The organism is Hirschia sp., assembly GCF_058892565.1.
This window is the reverse complement of the sequence record NZ_JBZXVU010000010.1, coordinates 1-25,758: the sequence shown is the minus strand read 5'-3', so window position 1 is coordinate 25,758 and position 25,758 is coordinate 1. Positions and strand designations below refer to the sequence as shown.

Here is a 25,758-nt window from a genome sequence, read left to right as displayed (position 1 = left end):
GATTGGCGCTCTTGTTCAGCAGGCGAGTGCTTGATCATTTGCTCAACACTGAACCAACGACCCCGCAGCCCAGTTTCAGCAATTCCTTGCGGCGCATAAATGCAATCGCGATCGACCCCAACCACACACCTATAGCCGCAAAAAACAATCCGCCACCATCATTGTTTGGATCAATACCTAAAGGCGTGAACAGGTGGAAGCTGATCGCACCCGTCATCACAGCCACGCCAATCAGCGCGCCCAAACCATGCATTGTTTTATAGCCAAGAAATAAACCTGCCAGAATCAATACGGATGCAACAAGTTCCGCGCTACCAATGACATATTGGCTAAACAGACCCGTTTGCGAAAATATCCCGCCCGCACCAAACGTGCCAGCCCATGCATCCAGCTTACCAAAAATCACCTGCGTTTCAGGCGCATTGGTAAATTTGAAACGTAGTGAATCCAGAAAAATCACAGCGATATAGATAGATATCACCCAATGTCCGTATTTCCTGATATAGCTCATCTGCCAGCCCCTTGATTGCTCATTTATAGCTATAAGACCCCATCTATCGCTCACTCACAATTCAATAGCGTGTGATTTGTATGTGAGCGTCTATTCCGATAAACAGATTGCTTCGCGAGTTTCGCCAATATGGCTGTTATTTCTTGCGAATAATGCTATTGCCTTCCCCATATAGAATATCCAGACGAGTTTACGCCTTTTAGGAGCCTTCCCATGCACGATATCCGCGCCATTCGCGACAATCCAGATGCCTATAAAAATGGCTGGAACCGCCGCAAGTCGGAATTGGGTAATGTGGTGTCGGAAATTCTTGAGCTAGACGAGCAATTGCGTGCAGCCGTTCAGCAAATCCAAGATGCCGAGCAAATCCGCAACAAATCATCTAAACTAATCGGTAAAGCCAAAGCCACAGGCAATGAAGATGAAGCCCAGCGCCTAATGGCTGAAGTCGCAGATGCCAAAACCACAATGGAAAAAATCGGCGAAACCGAATCAGACGTGCGCGCCAAGCTAGATGCCATTCTGCTTGGCCTGCCAAACATCGTCTATGATGATGTGCCCGATGGCGAAGATGAAGACGACAATACTGAAGTGCGCGTCTGGGGTGAGCCAAATAAATTGGCTTTCACACCCCAAGAACATGCCGATCTTGGTGAAAAGCTAAAAGACGAGAAGGGCTTTGCCCTAATGGATTTTGAAGCCGCCGCTAAAATTTCTGGTGCGCGCTTTGTGGCGCTGCGCGGCAAAATGGCCAAGCTTGAGCGCGCTTTAACGCAATTCATGCTTGATGTGCAGACAGATGAACATGGTTATCAGGAAGTCTCACCGCCATTTTTAGTGCGCGATGACGCGCTTGTAGGAACGGGGCAATTGCCTAAGTTTGAAGAGGATTTATTCAAAACATCGTCTGATGACACTTTGAAAAAGGCGCTAGAGTATCAGGATGCTGCTCGTGAAAAATATGAACTTGGTGAACTTAGCGCAGCAAAAAAGTTAACCGAAGAGTCTTTAAAATTGAGAGGCGGTGCTAACAGTCCTTCTAGCTGGCATCACTATCTCATCCCAACAGCCGAAGTACCTGTCACAAATCTCGTGCGCGAACAAATCTTAGCTGAAGATCAATTGCCAATCCGAATGACGGCGGCGACTCCGTGTTTCCGCTCTGAAGCTGGTTCTGCTGGACGTGATACAAAAGGCATGATCCGGCTTCACCAATTCACCAAGGTTGAAATGGTATCCATCACCAAGCCAGAAGAATCTGACGCTGAATTAGAACGCATGACAGGCTGCGCAGAAGCGATCCTGCAAAAACTTGAATTGCCATACCGTGTTGTGAATTTGTGTACAGGTGATATCGGCTTTGGTGCAAAGCGCACTTACGACATTGAAGTGTGGTTGCCGTCTCAAGATACTTACCGCGAGATTTCTTCTTGTTCGACATGTGGTGATTTCCAAGCGCGTCGTATGAATACACGCTTTAAGCCGGCACCAACTGAAGACAACAAAAAACCAAAAACACAATTTGTGCACACACTAAACGGCTCTGGCCTTGCAGTTGGTCGCACACTCGTGGCGGTCCTTGAAAACTATCAGCAAGAAGATGGCTCTATCAAAGTGCCAGCAGCACTTGTGCCTTATATGGGCGGTGTAGAGGTGATTGGCTAATGCGTATTCTTGTTACAAATGACGATGGAATAGATGCACCGGGTCTTGTGGTCATGGAAGAGATTGCAAGGTCTATCTCTGATGATGTGTGGATGGTCGCCCCGCTGGTTGAGCAATCAGGGCAGGGCCGTGCTATCACTGTCTCTGAAGCTGTTCGCATTGATCAACGCGGAGAAAAGCGTTTCCGCATTGAAGGCACACCAACAGATTGTGTGGTTTTAGGCATAGAGCACATCCTAACTGATAAAAAACCAGATTTGATTTTATCAGGCGTCAATAACGGTCAAAATGTCGGTGAAGATACAACGCAATCTGGCACGATTGGTGCGGTTGTGCAGGGCATGCTCATGGGTGTTCCGGGTATTGCATTTTCCCAAACGAAGGGCTTTCGAAAAGGCAAATCTATGGCTTGGGACACAGGGCGACATTTTGGCCCTAAAGTGGTCAAGCGCCTATTGGAAACTGGCTGGCCAAAATCCGTCGTGATGAATGTCAATTTTCCTGATTGTGAAATTGAAGATGTCAAAGGCACGGAAATCACATCACAAGGCTTGCGTGATTTTTCGATTGTGAATTCAGAAAAACGTACAGACCCGCGTGGCCGTGATTATTACTGGCTCTCACATGGTGGTCCCAAATCTGATCCTCCGGGTGGAACTGACCTGCGTTGCATCTATGAAGACAAGATCAGTATCTCTCCATTACATGTCGATTTAACGCATTATGCTTATCGTGATACGCTAATTGAGTCTTTTGGCGAATTATAAAAGGTCTTTGACCGTTGAGTGTAGTGGATCCATTTAGAGCTGCGCGGCTTGTTTTATTGCTGCGTCAAGCTGGTGTGCGGGACAATCGTGTGATGAGCGCGATTGAAAAAACGCCGCGCGCTGTTTTTGTGCCTCCCGAATATCGCGACATGGCTTATGACAATTTAAAAGTCCCAATTGCGTGCGGACAGGAACTTTCCCTCCCTGTTGTTGTCGGCCAAATGCTGCAAGCGCTGAATGTTCAGCCTGATCACGATGTTTTAGAAGTTGGAACCGGTGTTGGGTATCAAGCCGCGATTTTATCTTTGCTTGCAAAACGGGTTTACACCGTAGAGCGTTTTAGAACCCTGCATGAAAAAGCAGCCGAAACACTGTTATCTTTGGAGCTAGACAATATTCGCTTATTCCATGGCGATGGCATGGAAGGGCTGCAAGAACGTGCGCCATTTGATCGTATCATACTTACGGGTGCAATTAGTCGCCCGCCTTACACTTTGGCGCAACAGTTGAAATCCGAGGGCATATTGGTTGCGCCGGTAGAAAAAGACGGCTCACAACAGATAAATGTTTATAAAAGAGTCGGAAATCAAGTCGAAAAACTAACCACGTTAGGGGCTTCTAAGTTTTTACCCCTCATTATTGGCACTGCAAGAGAACTTTAATGCGGTGAGGGACGAACATTTTGTCTGTTTGTCAGTTAATAAATGAGTGAACAAAAACGGCTTTCTACCAGATCAGTCTTAACCATAAAGCTGGTTCTGGCATGTGTTCTAAGTATGTGTTGGTGCGCGCCGGCAATTGCACAGGCGCGGGAAACTGCACCCGTCGAATTTCGTTCAGCGGCTCGATATAGCGAATATAGAATTCCTGAAGGTGCAGATTATGCACCAGTGACACAAGGCTCCCCGCTTGGTCAGCCCGATACGCAATATTACGAAAAAGTTGCTCAGGCGCGTGAGCAAGCAGAGAGACAACGATTGGCCGCTGAGCAAGCAGCTCAACAACAAGCTCGGGCCAATGCGATAAACAATTCTCAAACAGAAATTTATTCCCAAGCCGGATCAGCCCAACAACAATATGTCACTCATCAAAGTACAGGTGTGTATCAACAGGGAATCGCACAGACTCGCTACCCACCCGTCACTTATGGCCAAGCGGGAACACAAATAGTCGACACAAACCCGTCATTAAACCAACAACAATTCGGCACCTCGGCAAATTACGCAAATTCTGGAATGCGGCAAACTATCCCCCATCAAGCCGTTGGTTCTCTTCCGGCAGCTGCTCCTGTAGCAAATATTTATGCGACACCAATGGCACCGCTTTCAGGAGGAGTTGCAGGTGGCGGAGCACTAATCGGCGCTGGTGTTGTTGATCATTCTTTCAAACAGCGTGAACTTTCTGGCGCAGGAGAAATGAGTTTCTCCAATGAAGATTTAATGGGAATGAATGAAGGTCGATATGATAATGCGGCGTCCATGCAATCATTATCGCATTCACAGCATCAACAAACTTTAGTAAGCAACACTTCTACGGCATCAGTTTATTCTCAGCCTTCAAATATCCCAGCATATACAAATGCTTCCGTATCTGAATTGCCGGTTGGAGATAAGGTGGAAGTGCTTGCAGGTGATACATTATACAGTCTTTCGACGCGCTATAGGGTGGCTTTGCGGGCGTTGGTTGAAACAAATGACCTGCAACCGCCATTTCGTCTGGAAGTTGGAAGTTTCGTGCATTTGCCGCCTCCAAATATCCATGTCGTGGAAACAGGGGAGACTTTATACGCCATTTCACGACGTTATAATGTCGATACCCGCTCGCTCGCAAATATGAATGGATTGCCAAAGCCGTGGACCATTTATCCCGGCGATCAGATGATTTTACCAAGTTTAGCCAGAGATTCTTTTGCATCAGAATCAACAGCTATCGCATCAGCTAAAGCCCGCGATAAAATCTTGCGTGAATCAAAGGGAATTGCAGCTCCAATTGTAGGACAAACTGCAACAGCGTCTTCGCCTTCGGTTGTTCAATTGGGGGGAGACCAACAAGCAGGTCACGGCCTTGCTGTCGATTCGGCTAAATTAGCTGTAAAAAATGAAGCACTGGGCCGTTTTGACGAGTCGGCCCCAGTTTCTGCAATAAAAACAAGTGAAAAAATTGATTTACCCGGAGATTCAAAAGGCTTTTTATGGCCGGTAAATGGGAATATCATAAAAACTTACGGGCAAATGCCAAATGGTAAAATAAATGACGGCGTCAATATCGCCGCCCGTGCCGGATCAACAATAAAAGCCGCCTCTGATGGATATGTCGTCTATGCCGGCAGCGAATTACCAGGTTTCGGCCTCCTAATCCTCATAAACCACGGCAACGGCTGGGTCAGCGCCTACGCTCACGCGGAAGAATTGCTGGTGGAAGAAAATCAACCGATTCGACAAGGGCAGGCGATTGCAAAGGTTGGAGAAACTGGATCAGTTGATCGTCCCCAATTGCATTTTCAGTTGCGTCGAGGGAAGTCTCCGATAGATCCTGCGTCACATTTATTACCCAAACGGTCAATTTAACGCATCAACATGATAAACCAATGCGTATCAGCACATTGCATTGTTGTGACCTGACGATATAGTCCGCGGCTTGAATGCGTCTATCCACACTGGTGTCAGTTGGGTTGGCGCACGTTCGTTTCCAAACGGAAATGGCTAAGGAATAATTTAAGAGGCGTTTATGTCTATCGCACCGCTAATTTTTCAGGTGACCAGCGCTGATGGCGCAGCCGGTCAACCTTCTCCATTGCTTCAAATGCTACCATTCGCTGGTATTCTTGTGATTTTGTATTTCACAATGATTCGTCCTCAGCAAAAGCGCCAAAAAGAACATCAGGCGATGGTGAATGCTGTCGTAAAGGGCGATACAATTGTCACAACGGGTGGACTTATTGGTAAAATCACACGTGTCGAAGATACTGAAGTTGTGATTGATGCGGGCGAGGGTGTAAAACTTCGCGTGCTTCGCGCTATGATTGTTGAGGTCCGTGGTAAAAATACACCTCAGCCAGCTAACGATACTTCTAAAAGCTAGAGTCGCTAAATTATGTTGCAATTTGCTCTTTGGAAACGCCTTCTTGTGATTGGCGTTGTTTTGCTAGGAGCTTGGTTGTGCCTGCCGAATCTGCTGAATGCAGGTCAACGCGCTGGGCTTCCAGGATTTATGCCATCTGAAACTGTAAAATTAGGTTTGGACCTTAAAGGCGGTTCCTATCTACTGCTGGAGGTGGATCCAGAGGAATTGCAACAAAATAGGTTGCTGGAACTTTCTCGGGATATTCAGCGAACGCTTATTAAAAAGCCCAATAATGTGAAATTCCGTGGCCGAGAAGTTGTTGATGGGGGTGTTCGGTTTCGTGTAATGGAACCAACCCAAATTGATGAAGCAAAAAGGCGGGTGCGTGAATTATCTTCTCCTGTTGGCGGAATCGGCGGACAGCAAAGTTTAAATATCTCTGAGCAAAACGGCGTGATGAATGTTACGTTTTCATCGGCTCGTTTGGAAGAGCTTGAAGTTGAAGCCCTTAACGATTCTATTGAAGTCGTTCGTAGACGTGTTGATGGCTCAGGGACAACTGACCCCAATATTCAAAGACAGGGATCAAACCGAATTGTACTTGAAGTTCCAGGGTTGGACGATCCGACAGAATTGATAGAGCTTATTCAACGTGCGGGTGTTATGACCGTTAATCTTGTTGATGAAACTGCTGATGCATCCCAGTATCGGTTAGATGAGCCGCGTTTGGGGAAGGTCAAGCGCCAAGATGCTTATTCTGCGCGCGAATATGTCGTTCACGAAGACCCTATTCTGACGGGTGCTGATTTTGCAACTGCGTCACAAGGTTTTGATGAAAACAACCGTCCACAAATTAACTTTACTCTAAAAGGGCGCGGACCAAAGGTTTTTGGAGATTTTACCTCTGAGCACATCAATGATAGTTTTGCTATTGTGCTTGATGGGCAAGTGATTTCTGCAGCAAGTGTACGTTCCCCTATTTTGAGTGGATCTGGTCGTATTACAGGTTCGTTTGAAATTCAGGAAGCGAACGCAATTGCTATCGTGCTTAGGGCGGGTGAGTTACCAGCTAAGCTCCAAGTCGTCGAGCAGCGAGTGGTAGGCGCGGGGTTGGGTGAAGACTCTATTCGCGCAGGGACGACAGCATCCGCTATTGGTCTGGCGCTCGTCGCAATCTTTATGATTCTTGCCTATGGTTTGTGGGGTGTGTTTGCGGTTATATCCCTTGCAGCAAATATTATGCTCATCATTGGGTCTTTGTCAGGATTGGGTGCAACCCTAACATTGCCTGGTATTGCCGGTATTATCCTAACGATCGGTATGGCTGTTGATGCAAACGTTCTTGTATTTGAACGCATCCGTGAAGAACATAAAAATGGTCGTTCTCCCATTACATCCATAGAAATAGGATATAAGCAGGCAAGTTCAACAATATTGGATGCCAACTTAACGACCCTAATTGCGGCGGCCGTTTTATTCTGGCTTGGGTCAGGTCCTGTAAAAGGGTTTGCGGTGACTTTGGGAATAGGTGTTTTTACCTCTGTATTCACTGCGTTCGTTTTGACACGTATGTTTATGGCTGATTGGGTGCGAACTGTTCGTCCCAAAAAGCTACCAGTATAGGAAGAGAGATTATGTTATTGAAATACCTTCCTACTGAGCCAAAAATTGGTTTTATGAAACTTAGGTTTGGTGCTTTTGCTTTGTCGTTAGTTCTTATTATTGCATCTATTGCAATGGTCGCAACACGAGGGCTTAACTTTGGTATCGATTTCGTTGGTGGTGTTGTGATTGAGATCGAGACATCAACAAAGGTCGAAATTGGCGAAATTAGAGATGCTCTGTCTGAACTTGATTTGGATGGGGTCGAGGTTACTGAGATTAAAGATAATCTAGTAGCGGAAGAGACAGGCACGACGATCGCATTGATCAAAACCAAAGCTCCAGATGCTGAAGGCGAGGCTGTAGAGGCTGCTGTACAAGCAACAGCAAGCGGAATACTTTCAGCACTGAAAGACAAATTCGGTGACATTGAAGAGCGTCGTAAAGAGGCTGTAGGTCCGAAAGTATCGGGTGAACTTTTGCAGGACGGTATCATGGCGCTAGTTGTTGCGCTTGGATTGATGCTTCTTTACATCTGGTTCAGGTTCCAATGGCAATTCTCTATTGGAGCGGTACTTGCGCTTATACATGATGTAATTCTGACAATTGGTATGTTTGCGGTTACGCAATTTGAGTTCAATCTATCTACAATTGCAGCACTGCTAACAATTGTGGGGTATTCTATGAATGATACCGTAGTTGTGTATGACCGTGTGCGTGAGGAAATGCGCAGGTATAAAAAAATGTCTGATACTGATGTAATTGATATGTCTATAAATCGGACGCTATCTCGTACATTGCTAACATCAGGAACAACTTTGCTTGCTCTATTCTCCATTTTCCTACTGGGTGGTGAGGTTTTGCGGGGCTTCTCTTTTGCCATGATTTGGGGGGTGTTTATTGGGACTTATTCGTCCATCTTTATCGCATCGGCAATATTGCTTCACACAGGCCTTCGTCGTGGAAGTATAGGTGGTGGTGAAAATGAAAACGCACCTCATGGCGCACAAGTATAGCGGTATAAATCAGCGGTTTGTACTATAAAAAATATTATGAAGGGCATCTATTGTTGAATGGATGCCCTTTTTATTGAATTCATTTGTTAACATGAATTTGAATATTCTCAGCTTTTGAAGCTATGGAGCCAAAATTTAACGTCCTATACGTGCTTTTTAGGCACATTACATTTTAGGGTTGATGTGTGTTTTAAATTTCTTGCGAAATTTATTTTCTGCATAAAATTGTTTTATATCAATTGTTTACATTGTTTCGACTAGTAAAAACGATCTAAAAATTCGTTTGGATGAGTACATATTTGTAATTTTGGTAGTTAAATTAACCTAACATTTGCAACTCAGAGGTCAATATTTGCCCGTGTAAGCGTATGTCTGGCTGATTCATTATATGTTTCAGTCATTCAAAAAAAACGTATCACTATATCTGTTTTAAGGGTGAAACCATGAAGTTGAAATTTGCATTGTCAGCAGCTGCTCTATCAGTTGCATCTGTATTTGGTGGTGCTGCTCCAGCACTTGCTGAAGCTAAAGTAGTAAAACAAGTTGCTCCTGAATATCCACGTGGAGCTGAACGCCGTGAATTGGAAGGCTCTGTTTCATTGTCTTTCGATGTAAATGACGCTGGAAAAGTTGAAAATGTAGCTGTTACTGACGCTAGTATTCCTGGTGTATTTGATGCAGCAGCAATTAAAGCGCTGAGCCAATGGAAATTTGAATCAGGTTCTCCAGATGCTGGCATTAACGTAACGATTAACTTTCAGCTTTAAAATATAATAATCAAACGGACTGCGCTTTAGTGGTCCGTTTGATTAAAAATCAAAAATTTAGAAGCTCTGGGGGCTGAAAAAGATAATGTCTAAGTTAAATCACAATTTGATTAGGGTGCGGCTACCTGCAGCGTTTGCAGCAGCCGGAGTGACGTTGGCAGGTGCCTCAGGGATTTCAATCTCCGCTCTGAATTCGTCCAGTGCTGGTTTAACAGATATTGTCGAAGAAAAATTGCCGCTTCTAGAAGCAGCCGATGATATGGGAACTTCATCTAGTGTTCTTAAGGCTGCGACAGAAGGTTTTGCCGGAGTTGTCAGTGAAACTGAGCGATCTCGTTCTCTTGATGAGTTAGTGAGTTACCTTGCTGACATTGATGCGAATATTGCAGAATTAGCGGCTGCTGAAGACGTAGGAAATTTAACGCAAGTTGGTGCAGCAATTGATGAAATGCAAAATGCTGTAAACTCGCTAAACAGCGTTGTGACGCAAAGAATTGCGGTAGATGGTAGATTGCGCTCTGCAATGAACGATGTGCGTGATTTTAGAAGCGACGTGGTGGCCGCTGTTGAAGGCCAATTAGATACTGCAGAAGAAGGTGATATCGAAACCCTTTTGCGTATTAGCCTCTCCGCAAATACTATGAACTCACTTTACGGTGAAATTGAACTTGCGGAAACTGTTGATAGTATCACTGATATCGAAGAAGAATTACTTTATCAGGTCGATGAAATTACAGTGAATGTTGCGATTCTCGGTGGCGTGGCCTCAGGAGAGTTGAAAAACGCTGTGCAAAGTCTTGTCACTTTTGCTGAAGGTGACAGTACGATTGCATCGATGAAGACGCAGGTGCTTGAATCTGTATTGCAAGCTGAAGCGATAGCTGAGCAAGCAAATTCCGCTGCTGAAACATTACAAGCATCTACCATCTCGTTCGCAGAGACAATTAGAGCAGATGCTGAAGCTACAGCAAAATCAGCGTTGGGTACAAATACAACAGCGATTACCTTGCTTATTTTGATGACACTAGCATCATTAGCAGGTGCTGGATTGATTGGTTTCTTCTACGTGGATCGCCGTATTTCCAAACGTTTGACAGCACTCAACAATGCCATGGCACGTTTGGCTGATGGTGAGTTTGATATTGATATGTCAGGCACAGACGGAAAAGACGAAATCGGCCAAATGTCTCAAACTCTACGCGTGTTTGAGGAAAATGGTCGCGAGCGTTTGCGTCTTGAAGAACAAACAAAAGTTGAAGCTGCTGAGCGTGAGACACGTACACGTCAGATTGATAGCTTTATCGAAGATTTCGACGGCAAAATGCGCGATACATTTGAAGTTATGTCTCGAGCAACTTCAGAATTACAAAATACTGCTGCGGTCATGCGTGGTTCAGCTGAGAACGCAACACATGAAACTGGAGCAGCTGCTGGTGCTGCAGATCAAGCATCTCACAATGTGAACACTGTGGCGTCTGCCGCTGAAGAAATGTCAGCTTCTATCGCAGAAATTGCGAACCAGATCGTGCATTCAACGAAGATAGCAAAAGAAGCTGTTGATGAAATGCACGTTTCTAGTGAAAGCGTAAAAGGCCTAGATCGCGAAGCAGAAGCGATTGGAGAAGTTGTTGACCTTATTAACAATATTGCAGGCCAAACAAACTTGCTTGCACTCAATGCGACTATCGAGGCAGCGCGTGCTGGTGAAGCCGGTAAGGGGTTTGCGGTCGTTGCGAATGAAGTGAAACAACTTTCAAGCCAAACAAGTAAAGCAACTGAACAAATAGCAAGTCAGATAGCAAGCATACAGCAAGCTTCTGGTGGTGCTGTTTCTGTGATGAACAAGATTTCTACACTGATTAGTGATATTGATACGATTTCTTCATCGATTGCTTCTGCAATGGATCAGCAGCGTGCAGCAATAATGGAAATCTCCCGGTCAGCTCAAGAAGCAGCGAGCGGCGCTCAAACAGTTAATGATTCAGTGCAGTCTCTGAGTGCAACAACATCTGAAACTGGCCAATGTGCACAACAAGTAGAGAGTGCATCTACTGGTTTGGCCGGCGAAGCTGATGGGCTTCAAACGTCCGTTGTAGATTTCTTACAGAAAGTTCGTTCAGCTTAAGGCGGTTGATTTATCCAGTCTCTATGAGCTCATTGTTGGGAAAGCCCGTCAAATTTGGCGGGCTTTTTTATATTCAAAACATGGATGTTAAAAAAAAGGCCGTCCTGCATATAGCAGAGCGGCCTTTTAAAATTTGGCTTTTAACTGTGATCCTAGCTAGCGTCTGCCAAGTTCTGGTTTACGAAGTCCCAATTCACAAGTTCGCTAAGAAAGGTTTCAATGTAAACTGGGCGTGCATTTTGGTAATCTAGGTAATATGCGTGCTCCCAAACATCCATGGTTAGAAGCGGTGTTACACCGTCTTCTGTAAGAGGTGTTTCAGCATTTGGAGTTTTGCGCACTTCTAGTTTGCCGTTTGCAAGGACAAGCCAAGCCCAACCAGAACCAAATTGAGTCGCACCAGCTGTAGCGAAAGCTTCTTTAAATGCAGCATAAGACCCAAAATCTGCATTGATCTTGTCGGCGATCGCACCAGTTGGCTCGCCGCCACCTTGTGGTTTCATTGAGTGCCAGAAGAATGTGTGGTTCCACACTTGAGCCGCATTGTTAAATACACCGCCATCAGAAGACTTGATGATTTCTTCAAGTGATTTGCCTGCGAAGTCAGTGCCTTCAATCATCTTATTCAAATTTGTCACGTATGCGTTGTGATGCTTTGCGTGGTGAAAGCTAAAAGTGTTCGCAGACATGTGAGGTTCTAGTGCATCTGTTGCGTATGGGAGTGCAGGAAGTTCGAAAGCCATTGGTATGTCCTTTTTTTTAAATGAACAGCTAGATATATAACGCTACTGTCCATATATGGTTTCATGACCAATACGACTAGCCCCCAAATCCGCGCACCTAACGAAGAGCTGGAAAATAAACTAAAATCTTCGGATGAAGATCGATGGTTGGCCAGTAGATACGCTCCAAAGAGCAAAAGAGCCATACTTGTGGCTTTTTATTCTTTGGTACATGAGTTGGAGCGTGCCTTAGGTGTATCAGAACCGATGCTCGGTAGAATCCGCGTACAATGGTGGCGTGAGGTTTTAGGTCAAATATTTTCAGGAAGTGTTGTGCGCTCCCACGATTTGGCTTTGGCGCTGAAAGATGAGTTTTGCGACATGCCGGATATGCAGCCAATGCTAGATGGGTTGCTGAATGCATATGATGATGTGTTGGATGGTATAGAGAATGTCGACAAGCCACCGCGTATGGAGACAGGCGCTTGGATTGCTCTATGTGCTGCTAAAATTTTGAGACTAGAGATTGAGCCTTATCAGGATGGGATTGCTGATTGTGGGCGTGGATATGTTTCTGCCCGTATAGGCAGTCCATGTGCTGCGCCTCGCCTTGAAGCTGTTCAGCAAGCTTTCCCGACTATACCACCGGAATTTGGCGGGGCTGTTTTGTATGTGGCGACAATGCCTGCCTATATGACAGGCAAAGGCATTTCCCCGTTAGGGCGCCGGTGGAGTATCTTTAAAGCGATGGCCAGTGGGAAGATAAGCAAAATCTAGGTAACAAACCTCCCTAGGCTACTTTTTATTTGATGAGCTTGTCAGCCAATTCATCAATACCATTTACGATGAAGTCTGGTTCTTTGGCGAGTGGGTAGAGAGCTTTGCCCGGACGGGCTACGAATACGGCTTGCATGCTGGCTGCTTTGGCTCCGGCAATATCCCAACCATGCGCTGCAACAAGCATAGCGTCATGTGGATCGACATTCATTTTTTTCAACGCCCAGTCATATGCGGCTAGATTGGGTTTGTAGATTTCAATGTCTTCAATGCTTAAGCGTTGGTCGAAATAGGGGGTAAGACCTGCAAATTCAAATTGAGCTTTTACACCAGCATTAGACGAATTTGTGAGACTTACAATTGTGTAGCCTGCTGCTTTTAGGCGTTGGAGCCCGTCAATCACATCAGGGTGGGGTGGCAAGGAAGTCAACGGTGTAGCTATGGCGGATTTGGCGGCCTCTGGCGTGATCTCGATGTTGTTATTTTCGGCAACCATCATCAGGGCGGCTACGCCAATGTCTCCAAAGCTGTGATATTGGCCTGTGCTGGTATCAACGAGGGAGTGATGCAACATGGTAGAAAACCATAACGCCATTAGATCTTCGCGGCCTTCCAGAGCTTCGCTCACGGATGACTTCATGGCGTCTAGATCGAGAAGCGTTTCATTTACATCGAAGAATATTATTTTAGGTCGTGTTTCTGGCTGATCCGCTATGGCTATTGGGGCAAAAGAGACAAGACCAAATGAAAAGGAAACAGCAATCAATAATTTCAATCGTCTAAGTAATTTCATAGGAGGTGCTTTCATTTGAACGTATGATTTAGCACTGAACTATCATAGTAGAATGATAGATTCCTATGTGTTGCGAGGTCAAAATTTATGAAACTTGATCACTTCCTTGCGAGCGCTCAAGCAATTGAGAGAGAAAAGGACAAATGCTGTTATTGCTAATTTGAGGTTATGAAAGTTAGTTTTTATATTCAGTTTTGGAACGCACATGCATTTAGGGTAGAAATTCACTGATTTTTCCCACTCAGAAAAATTAAATATTTTTCATATTTGATCAAGTGTCTGAAATAGAGAGAATTTAGTCTGTTTGCTGAATTGTTGTTTTCACACGCAGCGTCTGTTATCTATCCGCTCAAGGAAACATAAGATTTTCCACGTTTTTAATAGTTAACTTAAGTTCTGGTGCTTGAGAAGGGGCGGCGGCAGATCTTTTATGCGTGTTTGTAGGAAATAGTAGTGAGATCTGATTTCAAAATTTTGCTGGTTGATGATGACCCAATCGATCAGTTGTTTATAAAAAAAGCGCTTTTAAAGGTGATTCCGAACGTGGATTTAGTTTGTTCCCTTAGAAGTGAAAAAGCTATTCAATTGCTAGAAGAGCGTGAATATCTCCCGGACCTGATTATTACTGACCTCAATATGCCAGGCGAAAGCGGTATTGAGTTTTTGAAGCGAATTCGCGACAATGTTAAGTTGCATAATATTCCGGTGATAATGATGTCGACTTCGGCAGCGCAATCAGATGTAAATGCAGCTTATCTTTCTCGCGTTAGTACGTATATCCAAAAACCCTTTGACATCAAAAGTTATGATCACATTGCGAAAGTGATTGTAGACTACTGGTGTAATATTGCGCTTTTGCCAAGCTAAATTGAAATCCAAGGAAATGCACTGAGGTGCAAATTCCCTAGATTTGGAGCTCGTTGCATAAGTATTTTTTAACTCTGTGTTCCTAGCCATTCTTGAATGTCTTTGAGTGCTCGTGCAGATTGTGCTCTTTTTTTGGCGCGGCTTTTATCTTTGCCGCGATATCTTTTCCCTGTTTCTGGATCTGCTTTGGGAAAATCTATGTCTGGAAATAAGCCGAAATTTACATTCATAGGTTGGAATGTTGCTTTACCTATAAGGTGTCCACCTGTCACATGGGATATTAGTGAGCCTAGGGCTGTCGTTTCTGGTGGAGGGCTTATTTCTCTGCCTAGGCGTTCAAATGCAGCAAAACGTCCTGCTAATAATCCCATCGCTGCACTTTCAACATAACCTTCAACGCCGGAAACCTGTCCAGCGAAGCGAATGCGCAATTGGTTTTTAAGTTGTAGCTTGTTGTTTAGCACTTTAGGGCTGTTGATAAATGTGTTGCGGTGGATACCACCAAGTCTCGCAAACTCGGCATTTTCAAGACCTGGAATCATACGCAATACGTCTTTTTGAGCGCCATAAGTCATTTTTGTTTGGAAGCCGACAATATTCCAAAGTGTGCCAAGCTTGTTATCTTGGCGCAGCTGAACAATCGCATGTGCTTTGACATCAGGCTGGTGTGCGTTTGTTAAACCCACGGGTTTCAATGGGCCGTATCGCAGTGTTTCGGGGCCTCGGGAAGCCATAACTTCTACGGGCAAGCAGCCTTCAAAATAGGGTGTGTCTTTTTCCCATTCTTTGAACTCAGTTTTTGGTGCATTATTCAGTGCCTCAAGGAAGGCCAGATATTGTTCTTCATTCATCGGGCAGTTGACATAAGCATCAGTCTCACCCGACGGACCAGGTTTATCATAGCGAGATTGTCGCCACGCTTTGCTCATATCAATGCTATCATAATAAACGATCGGAGCTATGGCGTCGAAGAAGGATAACTCGTCTTCCCCGGTTAATTCCTTTATGGCCTCTCCCATAGAAGGAGATGTCAAAGGGCCGGTAGCTATAATAACACTGTCCCATTTTGCTGGAGGGATGCCGGGGACTTCCTCGCGTTCAATCGTAATAAGAGGGTGGGCTTGTATTTTAGCTGTAACGGCTTGGGAGAAACCATCCCGGTCAACAGCGAGAGCGGAGCCAGCGGGTATTTGGTGATCATGCGCTGTGGAGATGATAAGGCCGTTAGCGCGGCGCATCTCTTCATGAAGAAGCCCAACAGCATTATTTTCAAAATCGTCGGAACGAAAGGAGTTTGAACACACAAGCTCAGCTAATCCATCTGTTTGATGTGCCTCAGTTTTTTTAGTAGGACGCATTTCATGTAGAATTACAGGCACACCCAGATTAGCCGCTTGCCAAGCAGCTTCACATCCCGCCATACCGCCGCCAATAACGTGGATAGGTGCTAGGGTTGATTTCTGATTGGCGTCATTGTCTAGTTGCGTCATTAGCTGGTATTATCTCACTGGGGTAGGGATATGAAAGTTGCCTTTAAAAACACAGCTTTTAAAGTAGGGGTAGTGGTTATTACACTTTTGATCCTTTTATCAGGTGTTTTTGTTAAATTACACGATAAATCGGTTCATTTTAGGTGAGTCTTTGTAGACAATTTAGAACGCGGCAGATGTTGGAAATCCTTGGGGCAACATATGAGTAGTGAAATAGAAGCTGGGGGCCTTTGGGGATTGGCGCGCTCTTTACGGGCCGGTAAAAAAAACAAGCCAAAGTTTACCAATTGTCAAAACTGTAAGACCGCTCTTACCGGTCGATATTGCCATGAATGCGGGCAATTAGCTGATGATTTTCAAAGACCTATCTGGTCGCTTGTAGCTGAAGGGGTATCTGATTTTTTATCATTAGATGGCCGTTTGTGGCGAACTTTGCCGCAGCTTTTGCTTCGTCCGGGTAGGATTACGCGTCATTATATTGAAGGGAAACGTGCCTCGCATGTGCCGCCGTTTCGGCTTTACTTAGTTGCTAGCCTACTGTTTTTTACAACATTTTTTGTTGTCGGTGCATCTGGTGATGATGTGGAAAACCTCTTTAATCTAGCTCCAAATGCTGCCAAAGCCTGTGAAGAGTCGCGTGCAGAGATTAAGGACGATCCTGAGGCCGCTGCTAAATGGGAAGAGATATGTGAAAATCCTGAAGTTCTTGAAAATAAAGAGCTTTCAGTAGGGGATTTGAACTTTGGAGAAGGGATGGAAGCTTATTCTCAACTGGTGACAGAGAATATAAACATCCTCCTGAAGGAGCCTCAACGTTTCTGGTTATTGGTCCAAAATTGGGCTCCACGTATCGCTTTTCTGTTGCTACCCTTCATGGTTATTGGGCTTGGCGTGTTGTATCCGTTTAAGCGTGGTGTGTATTTATATGACCATGTCGTGCTTTCGCTGCATTTTCTGACAATGTTGTTTATTTTAATGACGATAAGTTTTGTATTACCAAAGTTTTTGTCAGAAATTTTTGTGTTCGTGCTGATATTCTATCCATTTATATATTTGTACAGAACATTACGCGTCGTGTTTGATAGCGGCCGAATAACATCTTTTTTGAGGGCTTTTATAATGTGGTGCGGGAGTTTCATTGTAACCATTTTTTTAGTAGTCGTTACGATAGCCACGGTCACAATTACAGCTTAAGCAATGTATGAAGAAGCTACAGCGAAATTAAGCAAAATAAGGTTTTGAAATGTCAGAAGTACCAGCGGGCAAAGTGCCAATTTTGGAAAGTATTGGTGTTGCCTACAAATACTTGGCTGCTAATTGGCAGCGTTGGATCCCTGCGTGTATTTTGTTGGGTTGCGTGTCTGCTTGGTATCAAATGCAATCCGTGCGTACCGCAATAGATGCTAGCAATGGCGTGAATTCTGGTTTTACAGCGTTTGGCGTTTTTTGTATCTTTATGCTGACTAGCATTGTTGTTGGTGTTGGGATTTATCGACACGTTATTCGTGATGAATATAATCCGCCTATTGGGATTGGTTTCGGTATTGATGAAATTCGCGTTCTTGGCGTTACATTATCGTTGGTTTTGATTTTTGGTATTGTGGGTGGTTTTCTGGCTATCTTGCTTGTTGCCGCAGCATCCATCCTTGTCGCAAGTAGCGGGCTAGATCCTGAGCTTGCATCAACCAATCCAGATCTGTTTATGGAGCAGTTTGCTGCTGCATTGGGAACAGGTAATGGACCTATCTTGCTGGTTATAGCTCTGCTGTTTTTGTGTGGACTGATTTTTGTGAGTGTACGCCTCACATTTGTTACTGCGGCAACGGTTTCTGAAAAACGAATGATGGTGTTTCAAACATGGAGTTTTGCAAAAGGAAACTTTTGGAGAATTGTCGCCTCCTTGCTTTTAGCGATATTTCCAATGGTACTAGTGGGTGGAATTATCATTGGTGTGACGAATTTATTGATTTTAGGTGGCGCAGCGAAAGACAAACTGCCTGAGGCTAGTTTGGCGCAATTGTTTGCGGTTGGTTCTATCGAAGGTTTTATAAACGCGGTGATATCAATCGTCAGCATCTCGTTGATTGCGTATCTCTATAAAGGTTTGCGTCCATCAGACGAAGAGCTTGAAGCGCTTAGTAAGAAAGCTTCTGAAAGCTAACCTATCTGGTTTGAAGACATATGATTGCTTTAAAGCTCCAACCTTATTTGGTTGGAGCTTTTTTCTTGCGCGTTGTTTTAGCTTTGGATGTTTTGGCAGCCAATTGCGCTTTGGTTTTTGCAGGTGCGCGTGGTTTGCGTTTAGGCTTTTCGTCTGCTTCATAGTCTGCGACTTCAGAAGCAGTGATTTCTGCACGCGCTGCTGCTTTGAGAATTTCTTTCTGACGCGCACTGCGTTCTGCTTGACGTTCCAGTGTTTCTTTAAGGAAGCGGCCAGTGTGGCTCGCATCAATTTTGATAATATCTTCGGGTGTACCAACAGCCACGATTTCACCGCCGCCATCGCCACCATCTGGGCCAAGGTCAATGACCCAATCGGCTGTTTTGATGACATCAAGGTTATGCTCAATCACAACAACTGTATTGCCATTGTCTACCAGCTCTTGAAGAACTTCCAAAAGTTTACGGACATCATCAAAGTGTAGACCGGTTGTTGGTTCATCAAGGATATACATGGTGCGGCCATTGGCGCGGCGCGATAATTCCTTCGCGAGTTTCACGCGTTGTGCTTCACCACCAGACAATGTGTTGGCTTGCTGACCAACTTTCACATAACCAAGGCCAACGCGGTAGAGTGTTTCCATTTTGTTGCGAATGCCCGGTACAGCCGCAAAAAAGCCTTTGGCTTCTTCCACCGTCATATCCAGTACATCGGCGATAGATTTGCCCTTGTAGAGAATTTCGAGTGTTTCGCGATTATAGCGCTTTCCGTTACATTCTTCACAGGTGACGTAGACATCGGGCAGGAAGTGCATTTCGATTTTGATGACACCATCACCCTGACATGCTTCACAGCGCCCGCCCTTCACATTGAAAGAGAAACGGCCTGCTTTATATCCGCGTGCTTTGGCTTCAGGTAGACCTGTGAACCAATCGCGGATTGGACCAAAGGCACCGGTGTATGTGGCTGGGTTTGAGCGGGGCGTACGTCCGATTGGTGATTGATCAATATCGATAATTTTATCGAGATGTTCCAATCCCTCTAAGCTTTCAAAAGGCGCGGGTGCAGCCGAGGTGTTTTGAAGTTTGCGTGCGAGCGCTTTGTACAGTGTTTCAATAATGAGTGTTGACTTACCGCCACCTGATACACCGGAAACACATGTAAAAGTTGCCAACGGGATTTCAACATCAACATTTTTCAAATTATTGCCGGTTGCGCCTTTTAGAGAAACCTTCTTTGTACGGGTTCCCCAGCGACGACGTTTGGGGATTGCGATTTCTTCAACCCCGTTTAGATATTTTCCGGTAAGGCTGTTTGGGTTTGCTTGAACTTCGGCCGGCGTTCCCGCAGCGACCACTTCCCCGCCATGCACACCGGCGCGAGGCCCCATATCAATCACAAAATCTGCTGTCAAAATTGCATCTTCATCATGTTCAACGACGAGAACAGAATTTCCAAGGTCACGCAAATGACGAAGGGTTTCAAGAAGGCGTTCATTATCTCGCTGGTGAAGACCAATAGAGGGTTCATCTAGAACGTAGAGGACACCAGTTAGGCCTGACCCGATTTGGCTGGCCAATCGGATGCGTTGGCTTTCACCACCTGATAACGTGCCTGATGATCGCGATAATCCCAAATAGTCTAAGCCAACATCATTGAGGAATTTAAGGCGATCCCTGATCTCTTTGAGAATACGTGTCGCAATCTCGATTTGTTGAGATGAAAGCTTGCTTTCAACATTATCAAACCAAGTTTTGGCATTTTTGATGGAAAGCTGCGTGATGTGCCCAATATGTTCATCGCCAATTTTTACACACAGTGCTTCTGGTTTAAGGCGGAAGCCATCACAGGCGCGGCAGGGTGCTGAACCTTGATATTTTGCAATATCTTCACGCACCCAAGTTGAATCGGTTTCACGCCATCTGCGTTCTAGGTTTGGGATAACGCCTTCAAATGTTTTTGTGACTTCATAACGGCGTGCACCATCATCATAAACAAAATCAACTTCATCTGTGCCTGTTCCAAACAGGATAATGTCTTGGATCTTTTTTGAAAGTTTGTTCCACGGTGTTTCCAATTTGAAATCATACTTACGAGATATGGCGCGTAAAGTTTGAATTTGGTAGGGCGATGAAGACTTGGCCCAAGGTGCAATTGCGCCGCCTTCAAGCGTTTTACTGTGATCGGGCACGATCAAGGCTGGAGACATTTTTAGCTGTTCACCCAATCCATCACATGACGGACATGCACCAAATGGGTTGTTGAAAGAAAATAGCCGAGGTTCAATTTCAGGTAGGGTGAAACCAGATTCGGGGCAGGAAAATTTGGATGAATAAATGATCCGTTTTGGCGTGGTTTCGCCTTCTTCTAAGGTTGCAAGTTCAGCGACAGCTAAACCCTCTGCGAGTTCAAGCGCTGTTTCAAAACTTTCGGCAAGACGTTGTTTCATGTTGTCGCGAACGACTATGCGATCAACGACCACATCGATGTCGTGTTTGAATTTTTTATCGAGTGTTGGTGGATCTTCTAGTTCATAGAATTCACCATCAACTTTTACACGCGCAAATCCACGTTTTAAAAGGTCGGCAAATTCTTTGCGGTATTCGCCTTTGCGGCCGCGCACGATTGGGGCCAAAAGATAAAGGCGTGTGCCTTCTTCCATCTGCATTGTGCGATCAACCATTTGTGTGACGGTTTGGCTTTGGATGGGTAAGCCTGTTGCTGGCGAATAAGGAATACCAACACGCGCCCAGAGTAGGCGCATATAGTCATAAATCTCAGTAACTGTGGCAACTGTAGAGCGGGGATTACGGGATGTCGTCTTCTGTTCGATGGAAATGGCTGGCGACAAGCCTTCAATCGATTCAACATCTGGCTTTTGCATTAATTCCAGAAATTGGCGGGCATAGGCCGATAGGCTTTCTACATAGCGGCGCTGGCCTTCTGCGTAGATTGTGTCGAAAGCTAATGAGGATTTTCCAGATCCAGATAATCCTGTCATGACCACAAGTTCGTTGCGGGGAATGTCTATGTCTACATTTTTCAGATTATGTTCTTTTGCACCGCGAACGCGGATAGATTTTAGTTCTGTAGACATGATTTCGCTCTGAAGTTTTGGATCTTTAGATTGGTCTATCTAATGCAAACGACTCTGTAATTGCCGCAGCTTATGTACAAGACATAGAATAGGAGAACGAAAAGGGAAACTCGTGTGAGTTAATTTTTCTCATAGTTTGCTGGAATGGAAGGTGTTTGATGACACGTTTTTGTCAGTAGTGATTTGCTCTCTTTACAATTGTATTCTCGGGTTGTAGAACATAAAGTGAACATTAATCAAAATTATTGTTAACAAATGGTTTCAAGTGAATAACAGTGCTAGAATAGTATGTGGGAGGCGTATATCGTCTGCCGATTAAATGAATAGCCGAGTGGAAAGACGATTACATGGCCGGATCAGTAAATAAAGTTATCCTAGTGGGCAATCTGGGGCGAGACCCAGAAATACGCCAATTCCCAAATGGTGGCTCTGTGGCCAGTTTTACTGTGGCGACGTCTGAAAGCTGGAAAGACCGCAATTCCGGTGAACGAAAAGAAAAAACAGAGTGGCACCGCGTGGCTGTTTTCTCTGAAGGTTTGGTGAAAATCGTCGAGCGCTATGTTAAAAAGGGCTCTAAGGTTTATATTGAAGGCCAGCTTGAAACCCGCAAATGGACTGATAACCAAGGTCAAGAAAAATACACAACTGAAGTTGTTTTGCGTAATTTTGGTTCAACGCTGACAATGCTGGATGGTCGTGATGGGCCAAGTGGTGGTCGCGGCGTTAGCGAAGATGGTGGAAGTTATGGTGACAGTTCACCGCGTCAAGTTGATGGACCACGCGAAGATTTCTCAGCTGACCTGAACGACGAAATTCCATTCTAGTATCTAGGCTGTAAGTCCTTTATATTTAAAATGTATGACGCCGATCTTTTGTTTTAGATAAAAGGTCGGCGTTTTTTTATGCTCTTTATGTAGAAAAATCCAAATAAAGGGAGCCTGATACCTGTTTTGTATTTTCCTTGGTAACCAGCGAAATGTGATGAAAATGTCTCTAAGGCGCCTCAGAATACGAAAAAATACATTTTAGCTGCCGAAAAGTGCGTGTTTCACCTCAGAACAGCACAACAGTGTTTGGTAATATGACAGAAAGCGTCGTAAACTAATCTACGAATCTATAGAATCGGAGTGCACTTTATGCGCTCGTCTTAGTAGGTAGGAATTGCGCGTGTCTGACGAAACTGAAAATCCAGAGAACGAAAACCCTGAAAATGGCTTAGACGCTGCCAATGGGGAAGCTGGTGGTCCGGACGATCCTCAGCTACCTGTTCGTTTTGATGCGGGCGAAGATGGTGTATCACCTATAAATATTTCAGATGAGATGAAAAAATCTTATCTGGACTATGCGATGAGCGTGATCGTTAGTCGTGCACTACCAGATGTGCGTGATGGTTTGAAACCTGTGCATCGCCGTATTCTGTTCTCGATGAATGAGCAGGGTTATACATTCGACAAAGCGTATAAAAAGTCTGCTCGTGTGGTTGGTGATGTAATTGGTAAATATCACCCACACGGTGACCAATCTGTTTATGACGCGCTAGTGCGGATGGCACAGAATTTCTCAATGGGGCTTCCTTTGTTGGATGGCCAGGGAAATTTTGGATCAATGGATGGCGACCCTGCGGCTGCCATGCGTTACACAGAGGTCAAACTTAAAAAGGTAGCAAACCATCTTCTCGCTGACATTGACAAAGACACGGTCAATTTTCAGGAAAACTATGATGGCTCTGAGAAAGAGCCAATCGTCCTACCCGCGCGGTTCCCAAACCTACTAGTCAATGGTGGTGGTGGTATTGCTGTGGGGATGGCGACCAACATTCCGCCTCACAATCTTGGAGAGGTCATCGACGCAACAATTGCGATGATTGAAGATCCAAATATTGATGATGAAGCGCTTCTGGAAATCGTGCCTGGACCTGACTTTCCAACAGGTGCATTGATCATTGGTCGGGCAGGTTCTCGGTCCGGACTAATGACTGGTCGTGGATCAGTTATTATGCGATCAAAAAGTTCAATTGAAGAATTAAAGAATGGTCGTGAAGCTCTTGTTTTTACTGAAATTCCTTATCAGGTAAACAAGGCATCTATGATTGAGAAGATCGCGGAATTAGTGCGTGATAAACGCATTGAAGGCATTGCGGACATGCGCGATGAGAGTGACCGTGATGGTGTGCGTGTGGTTGTTGAAGTCAAGCGCGATGCGTCGCCCGAAGTGGTCCTAAATCAGCTCTTCAGATACACACAATTGCAGACATCTTTTGGAATGAACATGCTTGCGCTCAATAGCGGGCGTCCAGAGTTGTTGTCTCTTAAAGCTATTTTGCAGGCCTTTATCATCTTCCGTGAGGAAGTGGTTGCTCGCCGGACAAAATTTGAACTCAATAAAGCACGTGCTAGAGCGCATTTGTTGGTTGGTTTGGCATTGGCCGTGGCCAACATTGATGAGGTCATCAAAATTATTCGCCATTCTCCAGATCCATCAACAGCACGTGAGAAATTGATGGATAGAGCCTGGCCAGCTCAGGATATGCTGTCGCTTATCAATTTGATTGCAGATCGTCGAACTGTTGCAAATGAAGCAGGTGAAATTAGACTTTCTGAAGAGCAGGCTCGTGCTATTCTTGATTTGCGTCTACAGCGCCTAACAGGGCTTGGACGTGATGAAATTGGCGATGAAGCACGTGGACTAGCCGATAGGATTGCGGACTATCTAGACATATTGTCTTCACGTCCTCGCGTGATGGAAATAATCACCGAAGAATTACGTGTTGTACGCGAAGAATTTGCTATCCCACGGCGGTCTCAATTCATTGAAGCTGAATTGGACATGGACGACGAAGCCTTCATTGAGAAAGAAGACATGGTCGTTATGTTTACTCATGGCGGATATGCTAAACGGACAGCTCTTTCTATCTACCGGACACAGCATCGTGGTGGTCGTGGACGTTCTGGTATGGGGACAAAAGAAGAAGATGCCGTTACGCGCTTTTTCGTCGCCAACACACATACGGAAGTTCTCTTCTTCTCCTCTACTGGTATGGTTTACAAAACCAAGGTCTGGCGCATGCCTCTTGGTACACCGCAATCTCGCGGTAAAGCTCTGGTAAATCTGCTTCCTCTGGATAAAGGTGAAACGATTACATCCGTGATGCCGCTTCCTGAAGATGAGGAAGAACGCGCAAACATGAACATATTGTTTGCGACGCGTTCGGGTGGTGTGCGCCGAAACAAACTCTCAGATTTCACGCAAGTAAACCGTAATGGTAAAATCGCGATGAAGTTAGATGAAGCGCAAGTTGCAGGTAGTGATGACGGTATTGTTGGCGTCCAGATTTGTTCTCCAGATGATGATGTCATGCTAACGACGGCTTTGGGCCAATGTATCCGTTTCAAAGTCGAAGACGTACGTGTATTTACTGGACGGACATCTACTGGAGTGCGTGGAATTCGCTTGGCGAATGGAGATGAAGTCATCTCAATGCTTGTATTGCGTCACATGGATATCACCTCGCCTGAGGCTCGCGCATACCTTAAACATGCATCAGCGATGCGTCGTGCATTGGGTGAAGAAGAGGGTGATACCGAAATAGATGTTGTTTCGGAGCCTGATGCAGATGATGAGGGTGATGAAGCAGCGCTTTCTCCTGAACGCATTGCTGAATTGGGTGCCGCAGAAGAATTCCTACTGACGATAACTGAAGATGGTATGGGAAAACGTGCCTCAGCTTATGATTATCGTGTGACTGGTCGCGGTGGAAAAGGGTTGATTGCGCACAAACTCAATGCTGGGCGCCGTCTTGCTGCCGCATTCCCGATTGAAGATGGGGATGAGATCATGTTGGTGACTGATGCAGGGCAACTTATTCGGACACCAGCGAAGCAGATTAGAATTGCGGGACGTGCAACTCAAGGTGTGAAAGTATTGCGCACGAGTGGTGAAGAACGTGTTGTGTCTGTGGAGCGTCTCGCTGAGCAAGAAAGCGATGTAGACGAAAATGAAACCGAGGAGAATGTTGACGGCAGCGCTGAAATTGTTGATGTAGCCATTGATGGTGCACCAGAAGGTGAGCCAAATTCAGAAACCAATGACTCATCTAACGACCAGCAAGAGTAACGATCGGTCATAATTTTGCGGGTGCCGCAAAGTGGTTTCCAATCGGGAGAGGCGACGCTCAAATGAAAATAGGTTTATATCCCGGGACATTTGACCCGATAACTTATGGCCATATGGATATCATCAGTAGAGCTGTAAAGCTTGTTGATAAATTGGTGATTGGGGTCGCAGTGAACGAGTCAAAAGGGCCATTATTAAGCGTTGAAGAACGTGTAGAAATGG

General features: G+C 45.1%; 21 protein-coding genes. 16 read left to right on the top strand and 5 right to left on the bottom strand.

What is annotated here, in order from left to right; genetic code table 11:
- Window positions 1-34: 34 nt before the first annotated feature.
- The gene (locus AC5EF3_RS04480) at window positions 35-511 is read right to left on the bottom strand and encodes a hypothetical protein (RefSeq protein ID WP_493547185.1); all 477 of its coding nucleotides are present in this window, start codon (window positions 509-511) and stop codon (window positions 35-37) included.
- 213 nt (window positions 512-724) lie between these two features.
- Between AC5EF3_RS04480 and serS the strand changes: the two genes are divergently transcribed.
- The 9 genes from serS (at window position 725) to AC5EF3_RS04435 (ending at window position 11,516) form a co-directional block, all read left to right on the top strand.
- The gene (gene serS, locus AC5EF3_RS04475; protein WP_493547184.1) at window positions 725-2,176 is read left to right on the top strand and encodes a serine--tRNA ligase; all 1,452 of its coding nucleotides are present in this window, start codon (window positions 725-727) and stop codon (window positions 2,174-2,176) included.
- A complete protein-coding gene (gene surE / locus AC5EF3_RS04470; protein ID WP_015827243.1) occupies window positions 2,176-2,943 on the top strand; it encodes a 5'/3'-nucleotidase SurE in 768 nt (255 codons plus the stop codon). Before serS ends, surE begins: the two co-directional genes overlap by 1 nt.
- Before the next feature lie 23 nt (window positions 2,944-2,966).
- Window positions 2,967-3,605 carry a protein-L-isoaspartate(D-aspartate) O-methyltransferase gene (locus AC5EF3_RS04465; protein WP_149037497.1) on the top strand — a complete coding sequence of 213 codons (639 nt, stop codon included), beginning with the start codon at window positions 2,967-2,969 and terminating at the stop codon, window positions 3,603-3,605.
- Between the two features lie 42 nt (window positions 3,606-3,647).
- Complete coding sequence (locus tag AC5EF3_RS04460; RefSeq protein ID WP_493547183.1) at window positions 3,648-5,510, top strand: peptidoglycan DD-metalloendopeptidase family protein; 1,863 nt, start codon at window positions 3,648-3,650, stop codon at window positions 5,508-5,510.
- A gap of 160 nt (window positions 5,511-5,670) precedes the next feature.
- Complete coding sequence (yajC, locus tag AC5EF3_RS04455) at window positions 5,671-6,024, top strand: preprotein translocase subunit YajC (protein ID WP_015827246.1); 354 nt, start codon at window positions 5,671-5,673, stop codon at window positions 6,022-6,024.
- A 12-nt stretch (window positions 6,025-6,036) separates the two neighbouring features.
- Window positions 6,037-7,629, top strand: a complete 1,593-nt coding sequence (gene secD, locus AC5EF3_RS04450) for a protein translocase subunit SecD (protein ID WP_015827247.1) — start codon at window positions 6,037-6,039, stop codon at window positions 7,627-7,629.
- Between the two features lie 11 nt (window positions 7,630-7,640).
- Window positions 7,641-8,624, top strand: a complete 984-nt coding sequence (secF, locus tag AC5EF3_RS04445; RefSeq protein WP_493547182.1) for a protein translocase subunit SecF — start codon at window positions 7,641-7,643, stop codon at window positions 8,622-8,624.
- Between the two features lie 443 nt (window positions 8,625-9,067).
- Window positions 9,068-9,391, top strand: a complete 324-nt coding sequence (locus tag AC5EF3_RS04440; RefSeq protein ID WP_015827249.1) for an energy transducer TonB — start codon at window positions 9,068-9,070, stop codon at window positions 9,389-9,391.
- A gap of 85 nt (window positions 9,392-9,476) precedes the next feature.
- Window positions 9,477-11,516, top strand: a complete 2,040-nt coding sequence (locus tag AC5EF3_RS04435; RefSeq protein ID WP_493547181.1) for a methyl-accepting chemotaxis protein — start codon at window positions 9,477-9,479, stop codon at window positions 11,514-11,516.
- A gap of 152 nt (window positions 11,517-11,668) precedes the next feature.
- On the opposite strand, the gene AC5EF3_RS04430 is transcribed toward AC5EF3_RS04435, so the two are convergent.
- A complete protein-coding gene (locus AC5EF3_RS04430; RefSeq protein ID WP_015827251.1) occupies window positions 11,669-12,259 on the bottom strand; it encodes a superoxide dismutase in 591 nt (196 codons plus the stop codon).
- Between the two features lie 63 nt (window positions 12,260-12,322).
- Between AC5EF3_RS04430 and AC5EF3_RS04425 the strand changes: the two genes are divergently transcribed.
- Entirely contained in the window at window positions 12,323-13,015 is a 693-nt protein-coding gene (locus AC5EF3_RS04425) for a squalene/phytoene synthase family protein (RefSeq protein WP_493547180.1), read from the top strand.
- 25 nt (window positions 13,016-13,040) lie between these two features.
- On the opposite strand, the gene AC5EF3_RS04420 is transcribed toward AC5EF3_RS04425, so the two are convergent.
- On the bottom strand, window positions 13,041-13,808 hold the full coding sequence (locus tag AC5EF3_RS04420) for a haloacid dehalogenase type II (protein ID WP_493547179.1): 768 nt from the start codon (window positions 13,806-13,808) through the stop codon (window positions 13,041-13,043).
- Window positions 13,809-14,261: 453 nt separating this feature from the next.
- Here AC5EF3_RS04420 and AC5EF3_RS04415 point away from each other — a divergent pair, with 453 nt between their 5' ends.
- Window positions 14,262-14,675 (top strand): response regulator, encoded by a 414-nt coding sequence (locus AC5EF3_RS04415; protein WP_015827254.1) that lies wholly within the window; start codon window positions 14,262-14,264, stop codon window positions 14,673-14,675.
- A 68-nt stretch (window positions 14,676-14,743) separates the two neighbouring features.
- Here AC5EF3_RS04415 and trmFO read toward each other — a convergent pair whose 3' ends face one another.
- Complete coding sequence (trmFO, locus tag AC5EF3_RS04410; RefSeq protein ID WP_493547178.1) at window positions 14,744-16,165, bottom strand: methylenetetrahydrofolate--tRNA-(uracil(54)-C(5))-methyltransferase (FADH(2)-oxidizing) TrmFO; 1,422 nt, start codon at window positions 16,163-16,165, stop codon at window positions 14,744-14,746.
- 201 nt (window positions 16,166-16,366) lie between these two features.
- Between trmFO and AC5EF3_RS04405 the strand changes: the two genes are divergently transcribed.
- Complete coding sequence (locus AC5EF3_RS04405) at window positions 16,367-17,359, top strand: DUF3667 domain-containing protein (RefSeq protein ID WP_493547177.1); 993 nt, start codon at window positions 16,367-16,369, stop codon at window positions 17,357-17,359.
- Window positions 17,360-17,408: 49 nt separating this feature from the next.
- A complete protein-coding gene (locus AC5EF3_RS04400) occupies window positions 17,409-18,326 on the top strand; it encodes a hypothetical protein (protein WP_493547176.1) in 918 nt (305 codons plus the stop codon).
- Between the two features lie 43 nt (window positions 18,327-18,369).
- On the opposite strand, the gene uvrA is transcribed toward AC5EF3_RS04400, so the two are convergent.
- Entirely contained in the window at window positions 18,370-21,423 is a 3,054-nt protein-coding gene (gene uvrA, locus AC5EF3_RS04395) for an excinuclease ABC subunit UvrA (RefSeq protein ID WP_493547175.1), read from the bottom strand.
- Between the two features lie 347 nt (window positions 21,424-21,770).
- Between uvrA and ssb the strand changes: the two genes are divergently transcribed.
- The 3 genes from ssb to AC5EF3_RS04380 form a co-directional block, all read left to right on the top strand.
- Window positions 21,771-22,247: a single-stranded DNA-binding protein gene (ssb, locus tag AC5EF3_RS04390; RefSeq protein WP_015827259.1), complete on the top strand. Its 477-nt coding sequence runs from the start codon at window positions 21,771-21,773 to the stop codon at window positions 22,245-22,247.
- Window positions 22,248-22,590: 343 nt separating this feature from the next.
- Window positions 22,591-25,536 carry a DNA gyrase subunit A gene (gyrA, locus tag AC5EF3_RS04385; protein ID WP_493547174.1) on the top strand — a complete coding sequence of 982 codons (2,946 nt, stop codon included), beginning with the start codon at window positions 22,591-22,593 and terminating at the stop codon, window positions 25,534-25,536.
- Between the two features lie 62 nt (window positions 25,537-25,598).
- A partial coding sequence (locus AC5EF3_RS04380; protein ID WP_493547207.1) for an adenylyltransferase/cytidyltransferase family protein occupies window positions 25,599-25,758 on the top strand: 160 nt, incomplete at its 3' end.

Bases quoted from the DNA above. Each gene is read 5' to 3' on its own strand.
- AC5EF3_RS04480 (WP_493547185.1), bottom strand. From the start codon at position 511: ATGAGCTATATCAGGAAATACGGACATTGGGTGATATCTATCTATATC.
- serS (WP_493547184.1), top strand. From the start codon at position 725: ATGCACGATATCCGCGCCATTCGCGACAATCCAGATGCCTATAAAAAT.
- surE (WP_015827243.1), top strand. From the start codon at position 2,176: ATGCGTATTCTTGTTACAAATGACGATGGAATAGATGCACCGGGTCTT.
- AC5EF3_RS04460 (WP_493547183.1), top strand. From the start codon at position 3,648: ATGAGTGAACAAAAACGGCTTTCTACCAGATCAGTCTTAACCATAAAG.
- yajC (WP_015827246.1), top strand. From the start codon at position 5,671: ATGTCTATCGCACCGCTAATTTTTCAGGTGACCAGCGCTGATGGCGCA.
- secD (WP_015827247.1), top strand. From the start codon at position 6,037: ATGTTGCAATTTGCTCTTTGGAAACGCCTTCTTGTGATTGGCGTTGTT.
- secF (WP_493547182.1), top strand. From the start codon at position 7,641: ATGTTATTGAAATACCTTCCTACTGAGCCAAAAATTGGTTTTATGAAA.
- AC5EF3_RS04440 (WP_015827249.1), top strand. From the start codon at position 9,068: ATGAAGTTGAAATTTGCATTGTCAGCAGCTGCTCTATCAGTTGCATCT.
- AC5EF3_RS04435 (WP_493547181.1), top strand. From the start codon at position 9,477: ATGTCTAAGTTAAATCACAATTTGATTAGGGTGCGGCTACCTGCAGCG.
- AC5EF3_RS04430 (WP_015827251.1), bottom strand. From the start codon at position 12,259: ATGGCTTTCGAACTTCCTGCACTCCCATACGCAACAGATGCACTAGAA.
- AC5EF3_RS04425 (WP_493547180.1), top strand. From the start codon at position 12,323: ATGACCAATACGACTAGCCCCCAAATCCGCGCACCTAACGAAGAGCTG.
- AC5EF3_RS04420 (WP_493547179.1), bottom strand. From the start codon at position 13,808: ATGAAATTACTTAGACGATTGAAATTATTGATTGCTGTTTCCTTTTCA.
- trmFO (WP_493547178.1), bottom strand. From the start codon at position 16,165: ATGACGCAACTAGACAATGACGCCAATCAGAAATCAACCCTAGCACCT.
- AC5EF3_RS04405 (WP_493547177.1), top strand. From the start codon at position 16,367: ATGAGTAGTGAAATAGAAGCTGGGGGCCTTTGGGGATTGGCGCGCTCT.
- AC5EF3_RS04400 (WP_493547176.1), top strand. From the start codon at position 17,409: ATGTCAGAAGTACCAGCGGGCAAAGTGCCAATTTTGGAAAGTATTGGT.
- uvrA (WP_493547175.1), bottom strand. From the start codon at position 21,423: ATGTCTACAGAACTAAAATCTATCCGCGTTCGCGGTGCAAAAGAACAT.
- ssb (WP_015827259.1), top strand. From the start codon at position 21,771: ATGGCCGGATCAGTAAATAAAGTTATCCTAGTGGGCAATCTGGGGCGA.